Source organism: Carboxylicivirga sediminis (assembly GCF_018156225.1).
Taxonomy (GTDB): domain Bacteria; phylum Bacteroidota; class Bacteroidia; order Bacteroidales; family Marinilabiliaceae; genus Carboxylicivirga; species Carboxylicivirga sediminis.
The window spans coordinates 144,047-161,122 of record NZ_JAGTAR010000005.1; the positions used below are offsets into that span (position 1 = coordinate 144,047).

Sequence of the window (17,076 nt, forward strand, 5' to 3'; positions counted from 1 at the left end):
TTATTTCTTTATACTATTCTCTTCACCAAATCCACCCTCTAGTTATAACTCAGAGGACACGATTCTCACTATTAAATCACTAGTCACACCTCCATGCATACAATGCGTTTCAATTCTTTTCACTCTTTTTTGAAACTTTTGGTTCACAGGCTCTGTGCTTCGGACTTAAAAAAACCTACCTATCCACAATCACCCGTGCACCGCGATACTGGTTGTACAGTTCGGGCTGATTGATGGCCACCACCTCCATCAGCACATCCAGCTTGCCTTTCAGCAGGTCGTCTGCTTCGTCCATGCGGGCTTCCAGCTGCTCACCCGCATCCTTACGATTGACGATGGCACTGCGCACCGCCGTTTGCTTCTGGTCAAATTGCTGGTGGGCCTGCTTAAGTCCATCCACTGCTGCGGCATCCAGTCCATAAGGGGCAGCCGCCTCCTGATACGCTTCGGCCAGCTGTATCACCCGCTGCGAGCGGCTCAATAAAGCCATCTCAGCCAGTCGCTTCAGGCTCGAAGCCGACATATCCAGCTCATCGGCCGAAATACCATTCTCCGAAAACACCGCATAGGCCTTCAGCATGCGCACCGTGTCCATCACACGTCGCTCCAACAGCTCACGGGCCGCATTTTTATTATCCGAAGCCGCACTAAGGCCATTGCCCTTGGTCACATCCAGAGCAGCTACTGCAGCCAGTACAGCCGCAAATTCATCAATCGATTCACTTAGTCCGGGCAATGCCCCTAATGCTTCGCGGTTAGCAGTCAGCCAGTCGCGCACCACCTTATACATGTTAAAGCGGTTGTTTAATCGTTTGTCCATTTTCTAATTATTTAAGGTTATTATTTGGTTGGTTCCGCGTTTGAAACCGGTTGATTATGCTATTAAGTGCACATAGCGTCGCACACAGTGCCGTAAACATCATCACCTCATCCATCTTCAGGCTTCGAACAACTTCTCCATCTCACCTCTAACCTCTCATCGCTTTCTTCTCATTACTCAACTCCTCATCTCCTCAACTCAAAACCCTAAACCCTGAACCACAACTCACTTCTCATCTTTTCAACTCCTCAACTCTAAACTTCCATCTCCCCCTCAACTCATCACTTACCAATGCTCCCCTGCAACTATCCCTTGCAGCGCTACAACCTGCCAATGAGGCAGTGTAACCTGTCAGTGTTTCAGTGTAGAAGTGCTTTGTAAGGCCTGCAGCATGTCTTGTAACGCCTGCGCCATACATTGTAAGGCCTGCGTCATGCCTTGTTGGCCCTGCAGATGCCCTTGTATCGACTGCGGGGGCCATTGTTTTAACTGCGTATAGGCTTATTGCCATTGGGGCTGATGATGCATCTATAGCAAACAAAACGCATTCTATTAATTGTGTGTGTGTGTGTGTGTGTGCAATGAAATACCAGTAAGATGCCCAATCAGTTGATTAAGACAACCATTACTAAAATCAAATCACTATGGTTTTATTAAAGTTGTATTCAAGCAAATGAGATAATCATCTCTACATGCTTATTAGCTTTACAACAAATCGGACTTTCTGAATAGCCAGGCACTTGAGGGTGTGCCTCTGTAAGAGAAGAATAAATTGCAACGCAGGCAATCAATAGATTTTTTTTCATAATGTACTAGGTTCAGTATAAAAGTTTAACTATTGCCAGTATTATAAAATACTGACAGCTACTAACTCTCACCTATGTACTATTATTTGATACTCAACACAAGTACCAGATAACTCCCTTGATTTATATGATTCTCCATTGTCCTTTCGGACTATACAAGTATAATGTTTTATTTTAAATATATAAACTATACAGTATGCTATTACACACCTACAGTTGTATTCAGTCAACTCTGCAATGCTTATAATTTAAGGATTATATACAAAAAACATAAACAACACAATGCATCAATATAGAATCAGTATAAATACGACACATAAGCTTCAGTTAGTTAATCACTAATGATGGTATCTATTTCAATGTTACTAAAGGGCATCATGGGATTAAAATGGTTTTTCAATACCACTTGTAGGAATTGCTTCACTTAAACACATACATTCCTTTATCTACATATTTTTCAGTTCAACGTTATGCGTCAGGCCTAATCCATTAATAATGATTTATAAGCTCTACTGCTCCACCTTAAACTCCCCCACCTCACTATCAATACTTTCGTTACCTGCTTTATCAACCGATTTAACGAGCCAACGATAGGTTTTATCATTATTCAGCTTGATGGTATGGGTTTTTCCTTCATAATAACCTGCATGCACCAATACATCCTGTAAGGTTCTTTTTTCGTAGATTAACAGGCTGTCTTTAACATCATTCCATTGAGGATCGGAACTGTTCCATTTAAAAACTACCGTTGTATCAGTAAGTGTGGCGTTATTACCAGGCTCTTCCAAAGTTGGTTGATTGGGCTTTGTCTGATCAATCACCAATCGACTACTGTTAAACATACTTTCTGATTTTTCGTTGATTGCCCTTACGCCCCACCATAACTCCGACTCTTCGAGCTCGTTAATACTTAATCTGTTAAGCAATTGTGAAATATCAGTTGTATCAAGCACTAAATTCCCCAACCAGCTTCCCTTGTATATGCGTAGCTCATAGGTATCAACATGTGGTATGGTATCCCACTGAAATTCTATAGCTGTTTCGTTGGTGAAATAATTCTCCAAGGGCTTACGCAGGCGTATTGTCTGACGTGTTAAATCATCTGAAGCAATAATGTTTAGAACCGCATAACTCCAATCCGTCACATACGCACTGTTCTCAGCTCGTATACGCCATTCAAATTGGCCTGGATAAAGTGTCATCTCGTATTTATCTCCACTCACAAGCGTGTCGGTTAAAACCGTCTCTGAGGCATCAAAAGACGGAGAAACTAACTGAAGCCGGTATTTATCTGCACCGTCAATTTTATCCCACCAAAAAGTATGAGTTACAATTTCAGTAGTTGTACCATCTATGGGTGATAATATTTCTACTTGATCATTTTCTATATCCTCTTCTAAAAACACTTCACAGGCTGTTATACCTATAAATGATAAAACGATAACGATGAAATATTCTAGAGTTGATTTCCTCATGTTTTCTTAGTTTTGATTTGCTCCTACCGATTGAATGTAATACACGCCAAACAATTCTTTCTTTTTTTTGCGGAGATTATATTCCGACTCAAAACGAACCGAACGCAGTTTACCCGCAGCTGAATGATGCTCCAACTCATCCAGCAGTCTTAATAACTTTTTAAAGGCCCCTTGTACCTTTAGCTGATAGGTAACAACCGATAGTTCATCTTTTGTAAAGACATGCTTAATGGGTATTTCGTTTAAAACAAGCTTATTCTTTTTACAATAATTGGCAGCTTTCTCAATCAGGTACGGACTGGCATCTTCGCCAGAGGCATCACCAATCAAGCGCTCCACATCTTCCAGCTGTTGTTCTATCTGCTGTAATCGACGGGGTGCATCCTGTATACCCATTAGCTGCTCTCTTCGATGATCCAGTTGTTCTTTCAGCTCAAAGGTTTTATTGACGCCCAACTTAAAGCTCAACCAAATTAGTATCACCGCTCCAACCAGCATTAGGTAAAACTTCTTTTTATTGCTAAGGTTATCAAACATCAGAATAAGAGTTTAAGGTTAAACTTTGCCGGCACATCCGCTTCATCCTGACTATATGAAACCAAATCCACTTCTTTTACCCAATCCTCTCTTTTCAGTTGACTCAGCCACTTATGAATGGCTAAAGCATCTGTTGTTTCTCCAACAATTAGTATTGTATTTTCCTCAAATTGTATTTCTTTACTTTTCTGAACCTTACTCACTTCAGGATGCATGGCTATCTGGGTTAAGGTCAGATTGGCCGGCATCAATTCCACCAACCTATCGCAATACCAGGCAAAGGAAGTCTGTCCTTCCAGACCACCTTTGAGCACTAGCTCCCTCTTAACAGCTAAATCACTCTCAGCTTCTTTAAGTTGCTTGAGAATGTTTTCATTTAAGGCATATTGTCCAGATATCTGGTTATAATCTTTGTTGTATTTATCAAAGAATAAGTAGTTAACAAACAAACCGATAAACAATGCTACCAATACCGACCAGCCGGCATAAAACATCAGTCTCTTATAACTGTATTCTTCCAGCAGTGCTTTGCTAAATGCATCACTCCCCAGCCTTGCTTCAAAAAAGCTGATGCACAATGCCAACAGTGGCAAATGAGGACCAGAAATAACGTCATCCCCAAACTTATATCCACTAATGCTTTCATCTGATAAAGGTTTAGCAGTAGTTATTTCATTGTGTTCAATGTTCAACACATAGGAACCCGCTATAATTTTTCCTTCTAGTGAAAGACTAGCAATCAACGGGGCAATGCACATAGGCCCAACACTGATCTCAATAATGTCTTTAATATACTTCTGAACGTTTAAATACACCTCCTGTAAGGTTTCCGTTCGTATAATGGCAACAAATCCGGTTTTACCCTGACGATATGGATACAATTCGAAATCCTCAATATTGGGAACGAGCTGACCAGTCAATTCACCATTATCATCAAACTGAGCTTTCTTAATTAACACTCCCCAACCTTGTATATTGATTATAACAGGTGCTTTGTCTGGCAAAAAACGCTCTAATTCTTTCTCTGACTGGATCGAGCTTTTTCGATCAACTACCTTATAGTCCCCCTTTCTATTCTCAAGAACAAGGGCATTATAGCTCCAGCTCTCTTTATTATTCAAACAAACAGAGACAGCTGCCACTCTTGAGCAGGTTGCCAATAGCTTATGTTGCAGTAGGTGATTCAATTTAGCTGATTATGGTTGGTTTGATAAATATATTCAGTTTAGACTCTGATTTGGATTTTACCCTGGATGAAAATAGCCATTTAACAAAAGGTATCCGCGCCAATAAGGGCACTCCACTTGTTGTATTGCGCTTATTGGCTTCCTCAAGTCCGCCCAGCAGAATCATTTCCTGATCACGAACGCGAATAAGTGATTCAAACTTGCGAGATACTTTCCCCGGCGGAGCATTCTTCTCAATCCGTTCTGTAAAGTCACTCTGTTCCACACTAATTTTTAAAGTAACTTCCTGATTACCGGCCACCAATGGGCGAATATCTATTTTCAACTCTGCCTCAACAGGTTTGTACGTGGTTGTCTTCTGAGAAGATGACGTAACTGTTCCATACATTACATTTAGCTCCTCCTTATAATATTCTGTGCGACCAATACTCATAGTAGCTTTGTGACCGTTCATGGTTGACAGCTGGGGGGTGGAACGCACTTCTATCACCCCATTCTCTTCGAGCGCCTGCAAAGTCATGTAAAAATTAGGATTAACCTTACCCAGATTGACCCAACCGTGCCCGTTGATGCCATCAATAATCTTATTGATATCGCCGGCGCCAATGGTCATGTCTACCGATGGCAATACCGTCCCACCTGAAGTAACAGGCTCTTCAGCAATACCAGCTGAGATACCAGTGGACAAGGCGCGCGAATCCTTATTGTCTATGATTACCACTTCAATCAGAATAACCGGCACAATTTTGTCGACTTGCTTAAGAAACCCGCATAAATAGTCAAGACGATCATTGGTTCCGGCCAGCACCAGACTGTTTAAATCCGGATACTCAATAATATCCACTCCTTCCTTTAAGTTTTCAGGAATAATATGCACCAATGAATCAATGGTTCGGTAACGCATCTGCACCAGACGTACATCTTTCATCTCCATCGTTTCGCGCGGGCCAACCCACCAGGTCTCATTCATCTGCCTGGCAGACGTATTAAGGCCTGCAAATACATCTTCCATCAACTTAAGTAATGACACCCCCTTAACATCTATGGTAACCCTATCACTAACCTCACCTATCACCTGGTAAGGCACTGTTAAGGGTTCAAACACTTTAACTAATAACTCCTTGAGATCTGCATTCTCTGCTTTCACATCAATGGAATCAATAGTGTATGGATGTACCACCAGAAACCCTGGTTCATTATTTCCTTTAGACTGATTAAAGTTATTACCTCGCTGATTAGAAACCTGAGTGTTGTTAATCTTCACGCTTGGCTCAAACAAATAAAAACCATCCTCCGTCTTTTGCACCTTAAAGTTATTTCCAACAGCCATCTTCTCAAGGGCATTATCAAAAGGCATTTCCCGAATGTATGAACGAACATTTATTCCATTGGTACCCGGTGTAACAACCACATTTTTGCCGGTTTGCCGTGTAATCTCACGAGCCACCTGCTCAATGGAAGCCCCATTAACCTCGATGGAAACAACCTGATTATCTGCACTGTACTCTATTATAATAGATGGAGGTGGTGGAGGATTAGGTATAATTACGCGGCGTATATTAAGGATATTGCCAATAATACTGATCTCCACAGGATAGTTACTCTGAATAAACAGCAATAAGTCTTTTACCTGTACATTACTAAAGTTATTGCTAACCATCTGGTTTAGTCCGGGATCTAAATTTACATTCAAGCCTGCTTCATTAGCTATACCTCTGATGAACTCATGCAAAGGCAATTCGTTCACCGTAAAATCAACTCGTTCCGTTAATGCAGGCGTGGTTTTTGAAAGGCTATCAAGTATTTGCACAAAGGAATCTGTGTTAGTTTGAGCAGATAGCCTGTTAGTTAATATAAATAGAGTCAGAATAAGTAGTAAACGGTTCAGGTTCATAGATTTTTTTTCGTATTTGGACTGAGACGTGTGTCGGATAGTAAAAATAATGAATATTGCTTTTACATTACTGTTGAAAATGTTAAATCTAATAATTTAGAAAGTGTTTAATCAGTCTTAGTGCATAGATAAAATAGGATAGACCTCTTCAAGGCTGGTTTGTCCGTCATTAAACATGTCGAATGCCACTTCTGAAAGGTTCATAATATGTTTCTCCTTTAAATATTCGGATACATCAAAGGCCTCGTGACGAATACTCTCCTTTAACTGACTGTCAATCGGTATTATCTCATACAAGGCCCTGCGTCCACGATACCCGGTATAAAAGCACTTGCTACATCCACCTGGCACATAGTGTTTATTAATTTTGACTGGCGCAGTAAACCCTGCCGGATAATCAGCCTCATCAAAATCAACCTGTTTCTTACATTCACAAAGACAACGCACGAGGCGCTGGGCAACCGATAGATTAAATGTAGAGGCCACCAAATAAGCAGGTACGCCCATATCCACTAATCGAGTAACTGTTCCCCAGGCCGAATTGGTATGCACTGTACTCAACACCAGGTGGCCGGTTAAGGCAGCTCTCACAGCCATACGTGCTGTTTCGGTATCACGTATCTCACCCACCATGATGATGTCGGGGTCTTGCCGCAGAAAAGTTCGCATGGCACTGGCAAAATCAAGACCAATGGCCTCCTTCAATTGCACCTGATTAATACCTTCCAGGGTATATTCAATCGGGTCTTCAATAGTAAGTATATTAGTATGCTCCTTGTTCAACATCTTAAGGGTCGCATACAAGGTGGTGGTTTTACCCGAACCTGTGGGACCACTGATTAACACGATACCATTGGGTTTTCTAACGCCTTCGAGGTAATCATCCAATTGTTCTTTTTGAAACCCAAGGATGTCCAAATCAATTTGGGTGGCATCCCGGTTAAGCAAACGCAATACAGTCTTCTCACCATGCAAGGTAGGCAATACCGACACACGGATATCAAACTTACGGCCGTTCTCATTGAAGATGATACGTCCATCCTGTGGCAGGCGCTTTTCTGCTATATCCAGGTTAGCTTTAATCTTAATCTTATTAGTGAGTGCCGGGTAATCATTCACACCTATCACATAACGTTCCACCAGCTTACCATCGATACGAAAACGCACCCTGCAGCGCTCTTCATAGGCTTCCAGATGAATATCACTACTCTTGATGCGGGCAGCTTCTTCAATCATCTGGCTCAATAAATCGGCACCAGCACGCATAGACAGCTCCTTTGCGCCTTCTCCGGCCTGCTCCCGTTCGTCACGCGGATAATAGCGACTTAAGTGCTCTATTATCCATCCATCCGGCTTTGCTTCCAACAATATATCTTTGCCTAATAGCACCAATAGCTCATTATCCAGTTCATCTTTTTCAAAGTGCTCTTCTGAAAAATAAAAAGTAATTGAATCTGACACGCTTTCTTTCGGTAAAATATGATAATGCCAGGCTTGATCGGTGGTGATTAATTGCTTAAGTTCGGTGCTTAGGGTGAATTCCATAGAATCGGGTTGAGTGTAATTAAGTAATGAATAAATAGCCCTGATAAAACATGAGCAAGACAGCCATAATGCCTGCCAGAGGTATAGTCAGGCCTTCCTCTCCTGTACGCCTTTTGATGATTATGGCAAACGCCGTACTCAGCAAGCAGGAAACGATGATGAAGAACAAATACTGCAAGGGCATCAGGTAGAAAGCGAGTAGCAACATCATCAATACATCGCCCCAGCCAAAGGCATCATTAAAAAAATCGAGCCGGCGATTGCGCACCTTGAGCCAAAGCGCCACCATGGCGATTTGTAGCAGACCAATTCCCACATTAACTACTACCATGGGCCATTGCCAAAGGTTTTGGTACAAATGAATACCTGCTAAAACAAAAGCAGCCATATAAAGAACCAATGGAATCAGCCGCGACTTAAAATCGAACCAGGCAATGCCGGCTAATGCACCCAGATGCAGCAGTAACCACATTAGTCCTTGGTTACTTCCACCAGGTTTTTATCCTGGTCAATCTCCCAAATGTTAAACACCCCATCACCATCGAAATCTACAACAGCAGTAGCTCGTGCCTTAAATGTATTGGGTCCTACTTCAACCACCTCAATGCGGTAGTTGGCTTTACCCCCATCACTCACCAACAACTCCTGCTCGAAATCAACAGCAGATAATTCCTCGTTGTATTTAGAGTGCATATAAAAATGCGTTTTCTGTAATGAGTGTAAGTGATTTAACTGTAATTGGGCCTCCTGGCTTTTAGCCTTGGAGATTAAGGGCATCAGGTTGGGCAATGCAATTAATAAAAGAATGCCAATGATAACCAATACCACTAACACCTCAGGAAGTGTGAAGCCTTTAACTTGCTTACTAATAGCCTTATTCAATAATTTCATACTTTTAGATTTAGGTATTATTCCGATTTAACATCGGCATTAACCATTGCAATTTCACTGTTTCGTTTAAGGCTCACATTGAAATGCAATTGGTATTACAAGTATACTAATAACGGATATTCTTTCATAATATTGGAGAAGTTAAAAATGAATATTCTGGCAGTAATTAAATCGGATGATAAATAATTTTATACATACAATAACCTATCACCGATTAAAACACAAAAAAAACTGCATAAGCATTGTACCTTTAAAACGGATAACTATCGGTTTTAAGATCGATAAGCATCGGTTTTCGAAGCAATATAAATGACAACTTCGCCGAATCTAACGAGTAGTCTGTGACCATAAATCATATTTGCATTAAAAAGCCACGCTATTGCTAACGAGGCTTTCTATTATCATTTGCTTTGCAATGTTAGTTGCAAACTAACAGCTATCTCAAACGAAGTCACAGACTTCGCTCAGCTCCGTGCGTCATTGATTGACACTACTGCGAGCTGGGGTAATGCAATTATACTAAATAGTACACTGTTTTCATAATATTGAAAGCGTTAATAACACCAATGCTAAATTTCTATTTTTTAGCATCAAGCTAAAATGATTCCAAATATCAATCTTTTACCCGGCGAAGTTTGCAACTTCGTCGAACAGCACAAGTATTCTGTGTTTACAAAACATATTTGCATTAAAAAAGCCACGCTATCACTAACGTGGCTTTCTATTATTGTTTGCTTCGCAATGTTAGTTACAAACTAACAGCTATCGAACGAAGTTACAAACTGCGCTCATACAGTTAATCATTCTACGGCGAGCTGAGGTACTATTTTACTTCCTATCAATACTTAAACTCTTAAATAACCTTCTTAATAACCATATAAACAGGATTAATAAAACAGTATTCAAAAGAATTACAAAAATAAAAGTAAAATAATAGTCCGTTACTTTTGTATTTGGCGAGATTTTTTTTCCCCCTTCCAAGGTTACCATTGAAATAATTTTATTACCATCATAGTAAGAAATCCGTACTTGCTCTCCTAATAAACTATCAATCGCTGGCAGTTCAATTCTCCAAAAAGTTTGTGAATAGTAAAAGGTATTGCCATTAACCGTTGTAAATTTGTATAATTTCTCTTTTTTTTGCTCAATAATCTCCTTCAATTCAATATTTGCATAGCATGCTTTATTAGTAATATTTTTAAATCTGAAAGAAAAAGATGTAAAAATGATTAATAATATTCCAACAATTATTAATTGTATAGAAATACTCGATGTATGATAAACTCTAAAAAACTCCACCACTTCTGGTTATTTTAAAATAATATACTAATCCAACACCCCAACTACCACTCACCGCTTTCTCATCATACTTCACATTATGAATATTAAGTGACACTTTCTCTATGGAATGTTTTATAAAAACACTACTTGAACTTTCCTTTTGGACAACAGGATAATATGTCCCTGAGTAATGATCTGCTTGCCTTAAATGATAATCTGTAATTGAAAACTTTTCACTTGCTCTGTTTTCACCTAAAATACCAAATGAATAACTTTGCATTCGTAATCGTTCTCTACCATAAGCACTTCCATGATCAACTCCATATCCAAGAATATAATTATTATCTTCTCGATTTAAATCTACAAAATCGTTTTTGAAATCAATTGATGTTTTCGCGTCAATTAGATGTAAATTTCCAATCGATCCTCTCAATAGCGAAATTTCAGCAAAGCTTAAACCTCCACCAATTCCAAGTTTTAAATTAAAATCTATATCATACTTAACTGGATCATGAAGTAAAATTTTACTACCTCCCCAGTTTTGTTTCCAAAAGATACCCGCACTACCAGGTTCAAAGTATTTTTGCTTCCCTGTAATTCTATTTACATACCATTCTCTCCCATCAGGATCGATACCCATCAAAGGATTATTACCCATCCCCAAATATGGCGAAGCAAACTGCCCAGCCGGGTCGGTGGTTAGCCAGCGCCCAATACGGCTGTCCCATAGCCTGGCTTCAAAGTGGTTATAGTCGGTTTCCTCATCTCTTTCGGCAAACTGGCCCTGGTAGCCATAGCGGTAGTTAGTGCCCTCAAACAATCGGCCCTTCATTTCCCAGCCAAAAGGATAATAATCGCGTCGCGTATTAATGGTTTTATCGTCTCCCTTTACTACGGCCCGCACATTACCCAGGTGATCCGTCAATTCATAATAGCTGGCAAATGTACTGCCTCCTTTAATGGAAGTACCAATACGTGTACTACCATAAATAGGATACTCTATAGGATTGCCACTGTCATCGTAAATGGCCATGATATTGCCCGAAAGATCGCGCACATAATAGGTGTTACCATTTGATGTTTCGCTCGCTACTCTAAAGCCTGCATCGTCGTAATAATAGGTACCAATATTAGAGCCATTGGTTTTTGTTACCTGCTTCACTTTACCTGTTACATCGTACTTAAACAGATGCTCATTACCTGTTTCGTAATTAGCTATAAGCTGTCCGATGTTGTTGTACTGATAGGTACCGGCCACCTGTGTACCGATATCACCCAAGCTGGTAGTGCCGTAACTATCTATCATGTGATCCAGACGATTAGGAAAGGCCGCCTGATAATTGTACGCAAGCTTATCCATTTTAATATTGTCGCCATGACCATTACGATTAAGTGTTTTGATGTTACCATTAGCATCGTAACTAATATTTCTTACTTTATAAGCACTGTCGGTTCTTGCTTTAAAAGTGCCATCATTCAGGATGATACCATATTCGGCCTCACTCAGGTAATTGCGTTTATTGTAAGCAATTTTGTAAGCCTGCTGCTCATTGTCAGACGAATGTTTCCAACGTGTCATGGCAATATTGCCCCCATAATTATTGGTTATTCCAACTGTTGCTGAATATAAACCATTGCCCTTGTAGTCGTCACTATAATAATCAAGAGCAAGAGCAAACAGGTCATTGGTATCGCTTCCGGGGCCTTCACCGGGGCTTAGCTCGGGGTGGTTAATACCCTTAAGCAACCCATTGAGGTTATATACATAGTCAATGCCCTGCACATTATTGGCCAGCTCAACACGGCGCAATGGCCCATGCGGATAGTAGTAATACCTGGCCTGAATCTGCTTTTCAGGATTAACGGCATTACTGGTATACACCGCTGACAGGTTTTGATTGGCATTGTATTCGTAATAATGCATAAAGGCATCGCTTTGGTTGCGTTGATAGGCCACCTCGGTAACATTACCAAGGAAATCGTAGCTATATTCAATTTTTTTATCGCCCAACCAGGCGTGGCTACGGATCACCCACTCTACATTTCCATCGTAAGTATACGAATAATAGGTGATATTCCCATCATATTCTGTTTTAGATACCGCTCCCTCTACAAAGCTTTGGTTTCTTTGGTTACCATCTGAACCATACCAGGTTCGGTGCCGCTGGGTCAGCTTGCTTATATCAGCTGAAATGTTCATTTCAGGATTAGCCTGTACCTGTGCAAAAGTGATTGTACCAACATACTCACCTGACTCTACAGGCCGCCCAAACTCATCATAATTGGTATAGGAGAAGCGCCCCTCCTTTTCTTGCTCAGCATTCTGCGAAAAGCGAATAGCACCATCAGCCCGGTATACAAATTGCGAGATACCTTCATCGGGAGAATCAACCTTTGTTAGCCAGCCCAACGAATTATAGGTGTATTTAGTCACCATATCAATGGTTTCCCCAGCCAGTTTTTTCTCAATGGCCAGTGGTGTATAGCTACGCTTCAGGCGTCCTCCTTTATCGTAAATATTTAAATTGTGATGCGAATAACTACCATGCGTTACAGATACCTCCAAATCATTACTCCCCTTAACACGGTAAAAACCACCATCGTCATCAGTTACATAAACACCTCCTACTGCAACAGAATGGGTATGAACCGGATCATCATTTTGCAGGTTAACTACCCGGTTAGCAGTACCCCTTTCAACCTTAATATTTCTAACCCCTGGCGGCAAATGAATATCTACATAATTGACACCTGGCACAACTCTATAAACATATGGTCTGGCTGTGGTCGACTTAACATTCACCAGGCACGAAGCAATGGCCGCACCATCACTATTCGCATAACTGACGACTTGCTGCTCATCCGCATTAATGCTTATGGTTTTAACCAAACCTTTATGCTCCACTGTCGGTTCAAAAGCTTTCATCCAGGCCAGCTCATCGTCAGATGCCGGCATTGCATAAACTTCGCTTTCGTTACCACTGCCCATCCGATGTTCAGCACCTGGAGCTGAAGTACGGCGAGTAGCACCCGGCTGTGTATTGCTGTAATCTACTCTTGAGAAAGGATAGTCCGTATGATCGATGTATGGCTCAAAGTCGTTTTCGGCACTATAATACCAGCCAAGTGTGTTGACACCATGTCCTACTGCGCCATAATCTTGTGCTGTATATTCGCTGCCATCCTCTTTACGTACAAAACCCGTGATATACGATAGCTGACTTTGATGAACCGGAACAGCCATAGTATTAAGTACTCCCCTTCCTAATTTGTCATATAAAGTTTCGGACACGATGGCATTACAGCTTTCCATGTCGATGGACTGCGATTGAATGTTGCGCCCAATTCCATCAGTATAGGACTTACTCCAGCCAGTCATTTGGGGTTCAGAACTGCCTTCGTCGTATGAATAACTGATCGTTTCGGTCCAGTTCATATCCATATCTGTTTCGGCATAAACCGGGCTCACTCCTACCTTAATCATATTGGAATAGCTTGTATTATTATCAGAGGTCACTTTTCTGCGATAATAAAAAGTTGTATTAAGTTCTCCTGGTGTATATGTGGAACCAGTTGCGCCAATAATATTCAACCACATTCCATCCCCGGTATGTTGTTGCCACTGATATTGGTAACTTCCATTACCTCCGTAAGCGCTCTGCGTATTTGTCAATGTTTGTGGTATGGAGTTAGCGTCAATACGCTGATTACCGGCAATAGTACCACCTACAGGCTTAACAATTACCTTTACACTGGAAGTGTACGTTGTATTACCATCAGAGCTTACCGCTCTCCGGTAATACCGAGATGTGGTCAACTTTGAGCTGCTTGAATACGAACTCCCGGTAGCGCCTGAAATATTGCTCCACGAGGTGTTGTTAGTAGATATCTGCCATTGGTAATTCAAGGAGCTGTTACCGCCTGCAGCCGGTGTAACATTGGAAAAAGCACCAGCTACCGCATTGTATCCAATGGTTTTGCCCCCACTGATACCACCCGGGTATGGACGAACAGTTACTTTCACACTGCCTGTAAAGGTTGAATTACCATCGGATGTAACTTTTCGGCGGTAGTAATGGCTATTACTTAGTTGACCTGGAGAATAGGAGGAGCTGGTTGCCCCACTAATATTGCTCCAACTAGAGTTATTTAATGAGCTTTGCCATTGATAACTGTAACTACCATTTCCTCCGGCAGCTATAGAAGACGAGTTTAATGATACTGCTAAAGAGTTGTAGTTGATGGTTTGATTGCCACTAATACTTCCAGCACTTGGTTTTACAGTAATTTTAACACCACCTGAGTAAGCATAGTTGCCATCGGAATACACCCGACGACGGTAATAGATAGAACGGGTTAAACGGCCAGGTGAATAGGATGAAGAGGTAGCACCACTAATATTACTCCAGCTGGAGTTATTGCTTGAACTTTGCCACTGGTAACTATAACTGCCGTTACCTCCCACAGGCGAAGAATTATTTATTAACCCGGTTGGCGTTGCATTATAATTAATCGTTTGTGCACTTTTGATGCTTCCGGCTGTTGGCTTAACTATAATTTTTACACTACCTGAATATGCTGTTTGTCCATCAGAGGTCACTTTTCGGCGATAATATCGTGATGCAGTAAGTGTGCCTGGAAAGTAGGAGGAGTTGGTTGCCCCGCTAATATTACTCCAGTTAGAGTTATTTGATGAGCTTTGCCATTGGTAACTGTAGCTGCCATTCCCTCCTAAAGGAGATGAGGAATTAGGAATGGTAGGAGATGAGGTGTTATAATTAATGGTTTGGTTGCTTCCAATACCTCCTCCGGTCGGTTTGACAGTTACCTTTAAACTACTCGAATAAGCATAATACCCATCGGAATAAACCCGTCTTCGGTAATAACAAGAACGTGTTCCTTTTCCAGGCCCATAGCTAGAAGAGGTTGCCCCACTTATATTACTCCACGTGCTATTGTTGTTAGAGCTCTGCCACTGATAACTGTAACTCCCATTACCTCCGGCAGGAGAAGAAGAATTCGTGAGAGTGGTTATTGTCGCATTATAATCAATGGTTTGCGAACTACCAATACTACCAGAAGTCGGTTTAACCTTTATTTTCACACTACCTGTATAAGCATAATTCCCATCGGAATAAACACGGCGGCGATAGTAGATAGAACGCGTTAAACGACCGGGCGAATAAGATGAAGCGTTTGCTCCACTAATATTACTCCAGCTTGAGTTATCAGTTGAACTTTGCCATTGATAATTAAAGCTCCCATTACCTCCAACCGGGGATGAATTATTTGTTAAGCTCGCCGGTGTGGCATTGTAATCAATTGTTTGTGCACTTTTAATACTGCCTGCCGTGGGGCGTACTGTAACTTTTACACTAGATGAATACGCATAATTACCATCTGAATAAACTCTGCGCCGATAGTAGCGCGAATTCGTTTGGGCTCCTGGAGAATAAGTTACACTTGTTGCCCCACTAATATCGCTCCAGGATGAATTGTTGGTTGAACTCTGCCACTGATAACTATAGGTTTTATTTCCACCAAGTGGACTGGATGAATTCGTCAGTGTTGAAGCAGTTGCATTATAATTAATTGTTTGCGCTCCGCCAATACTTCCTGATGTTGGTCGCACAGTAACTTTAACCGTATTGGTATATTTAGTTTGTGAACCACTTGTTACACGTACACGATAGTATGATGATTGCGTTAGTGGTCCTACATTATAAAACTCATCAATTTCAAGAAAATCTTCATCAACAGTAGGGGCAGACTCCAACCCGCCTGAAGGACCAGAAGTTGAATTATAAACATTCGACCAATAGGAGTTATCTGTAGACTTTTGCCACTGATAACTATATGTACCAGATCCTCCTGAAGGCACAACATTGGCAAACAAAGTAACAGGTGAACTAGAGTTATAATCAACAGTCTGACTATGTGAAATAGATCCAGGACTAAAAAGTAAAGAAATTGTAATTGTATTACTATAAGCAGTTTTGCTACCAGCTGTCGCCTTGCGTCTGAAATATGTTTTAGAGTACAAATTACCCGGGCTATAGCTTGAACCGGTAGCACCACTTATATTACTCCAAGTACTATTATTGGTTGAACGTTGCCATTGGTAATATATAGTACCACTGCCACCTGAAGCGGAAACTGTATTAACAAAAGTGCCTGGTGATTCTCCTGAATAAATTGAGGTCTTAGGACTACTAATACTCCCTCCTACTAATGGAGGAATAGGGGCTTTAATTGTTATTGGCAACATAACAATATCATTACTTCCAATAAACCTAATCGTTGTTTTAGTTTCCTGCGTTGTACTTGGCAGGTACGACAAAGTAATGGTATACTTATTATATGCTGTCTTTGCAAAAGACAAATATTCCGGGTACAAATATGGAACATCACAAGAGCTATACATTCCATATAATGTGATAGTTTTCTGTTCTCCAACATGTCCTAGAAATGTTAGTGAGGTAGGAGAAACTCCTGTGATATTGCAAGTATTGTCAAGGGGAGGTAAATCCTCAATTTCTTCCCCCTCAATTATTCGCTGAGGTTCTGTTATTTGAGCTAATGCCAATGACCCAAATATGAATATATATATTATTGATAATAAAAAACTCTTCATAACTTA

11 protein-coding genes are annotated in these 17,076 nt (G+C 40.9%); all 11 read right to left on the reverse strand.

Translation table 11 applies throughout. The features are described from left to right. Nucleotides 1-175: 175 nt before the first annotated feature. The 11 genes from KDU71_RS05165 to KDU71_RS05215 all read right to left on the reverse strand — a co-directional run bounded on the left by KDU71_RS05165 (nt 176) and on the right by KDU71_RS05215 (nt 17,070). A complete protein-coding gene (locus tag KDU71_RS05165; protein ID WP_212188842.1) occupies nt 176-820 on the reverse strand; it encodes a hypothetical protein in 645 nt (214 codons plus the stop codon). A 232-nt stretch (nt 821-1,052) separates the two neighbouring features. After that, nucleotides 1,053-1,301 (reverse strand): hypothetical protein, encoded by a 249-nt coding sequence (locus KDU71_RS05170; protein ID WP_212188843.1) that lies wholly within the window; start codon nt 1,299-1,301, stop codon nt 1,053-1,055. A gap of 834 nt (nt 1,302-2,135) precedes the next feature. Then, on the reverse strand, nt 2,136-3,101 hold the full coding sequence (locus KDU71_RS05175; protein ID WP_212188844.1) for a hypothetical protein: 966 nt from the start codon (nt 3,099-3,101) through the stop codon (nt 2,136-2,138). Nucleotides 3,102-3,107: 6 nt separating this feature from the next. Next, nucleotides 3,108-3,638 (reverse strand): hypothetical protein, encoded by a 531-nt coding sequence (locus KDU71_RS05180; RefSeq protein WP_212188845.1) that lies wholly within the window; start codon nt 3,636-3,638, stop codon nt 3,108-3,110. Then, nucleotides 3,638-4,825, reverse strand: coding sequence for a PilN domain-containing protein (locus tag KDU71_RS05185; protein ID WP_212188846.1), 1,188 nt, complete (start codon nt 4,823-4,825; stop codon nt 3,638-3,640). Before KDU71_RS05185 ends, KDU71_RS05180 begins: the two co-directional genes overlap by 1 nt. A gap of 1 nt (nt 4,826) precedes the next feature. Further along, nucleotides 4,827-6,719 carry a type II secretion system protein GspD gene (locus tag KDU71_RS05190; protein ID WP_212188847.1) on the reverse strand — a complete coding sequence of 631 codons (1,893 nt, stop codon included), beginning with the start codon at nt 6,717-6,719 and terminating at the stop codon, nt 4,827-4,829. 117 nt (nt 6,720-6,836) lie between these two features. After that, nucleotides 6,837-8,264: a GspE/PulE family protein gene (locus KDU71_RS05195; protein WP_212188848.1), complete on the reverse strand. Its 1,428-nt coding sequence runs from the start codon at nt 8,262-8,264 to the stop codon at nt 6,837-6,839. A 19-nt stretch (nt 8,265-8,283) separates the two neighbouring features. After that, complete coding sequence (locus KDU71_RS05200) at nt 8,284-8,736, reverse strand: prepilin peptidase (protein WP_212188849.1); 453 nt, start codon at nt 8,734-8,736, stop codon at nt 8,284-8,286. Then, the gene (locus tag KDU71_RS05205; RefSeq protein ID WP_212188850.1) at nt 8,736-9,155 is read right to left on the reverse strand and encodes a prepilin-type N-terminal cleavage/methylation domain-containing protein; all 420 of its coding nucleotides are present in this window, start codon (nt 9,153-9,155) and stop codon (nt 8,736-8,738) included. Before KDU71_RS05205 ends, KDU71_RS05200 begins: the two co-directional genes overlap by 1 nt. A gap of 828 nt (nt 9,156-9,983) precedes the next feature. Beyond that, nucleotides 9,984-10,457 carry a hypothetical protein gene (locus KDU71_RS05210; protein ID WP_212188851.1) on the reverse strand — a complete coding sequence of 158 codons (474 nt, stop codon included), beginning with the start codon at nt 10,455-10,457 and terminating at the stop codon, nt 9,984-9,986. Then, entirely contained in the window at nt 10,441-17,070 is a 6,630-nt protein-coding gene (locus KDU71_RS05215; protein WP_212188852.1) for an RHS repeat domain-containing protein, read from the reverse strand. The genes KDU71_RS05210 and KDU71_RS05215 overlap by 17 nt, the downstream gene beginning before the upstream one ends. Between the last annotated feature and the right edge of the window lie 6 nt (nt 17,071-17,076).

Excerpts from the sequence above, each read along its gene's own strand:
- KDU71_RS05175 (WP_212188844.1), bottom strand. The coding sequence starts at position 3,101 with ATGAGGAAATCAACTCTAGAATATTTCATCGTTATCGTTTTATCATTT.
- KDU71_RS05180 (WP_212188845.1), bottom strand. The coding sequence starts at position 3,638 with ATGTTTGATAACCTTAGCAATAAAAAGAAGTTTTACCTAATGCTGGTT.
- KDU71_RS05205 (WP_212188850.1), bottom strand. The coding sequence starts at position 9,155 with ATGAAATTATTGAATAAGGCTATTAGTAAGCAAGTTAAAGGCTTCACA.
- KDU71_RS05165 (WP_212188842.1), bottom strand. The coding sequence starts at position 820 with ATGGACAAACGATTAAACAACCGCTTTAACATGTATAAGGTGGTGCGC.
- KDU71_RS05195 (WP_212188848.1), bottom strand. The coding sequence starts at position 8,264 with ATGGAATTCACCCTAAGCACCGAACTTAAGCAATTAATCACCACCGAT.
- KDU71_RS05190 (WP_212188847.1), bottom strand. The coding sequence starts at position 6,719 with ATGAACCTGAACCGTTTACTACTTATTCTGACTCTATTTATATTAACT.
- KDU71_RS05215 (WP_212188852.1), bottom strand. The coding sequence starts at position 17,070 with ATGAAGAGTTTTTTATTATCAATAATATATATATTCATATTTGGGTCA.
- KDU71_RS05200 (WP_212188849.1), bottom strand. The coding sequence starts at position 8,736 with ATGTGGTTACTGCTGCATCTGGGTGCATTAGCCGGCATTGCCTGGTTC.
- KDU71_RS05170 (WP_212188843.1), bottom strand. The coding sequence starts at position 1,301 with ATGGCCCCCGCAGTCGATACAAGGGCATCTGCAGGGCCAACAAGGCAT.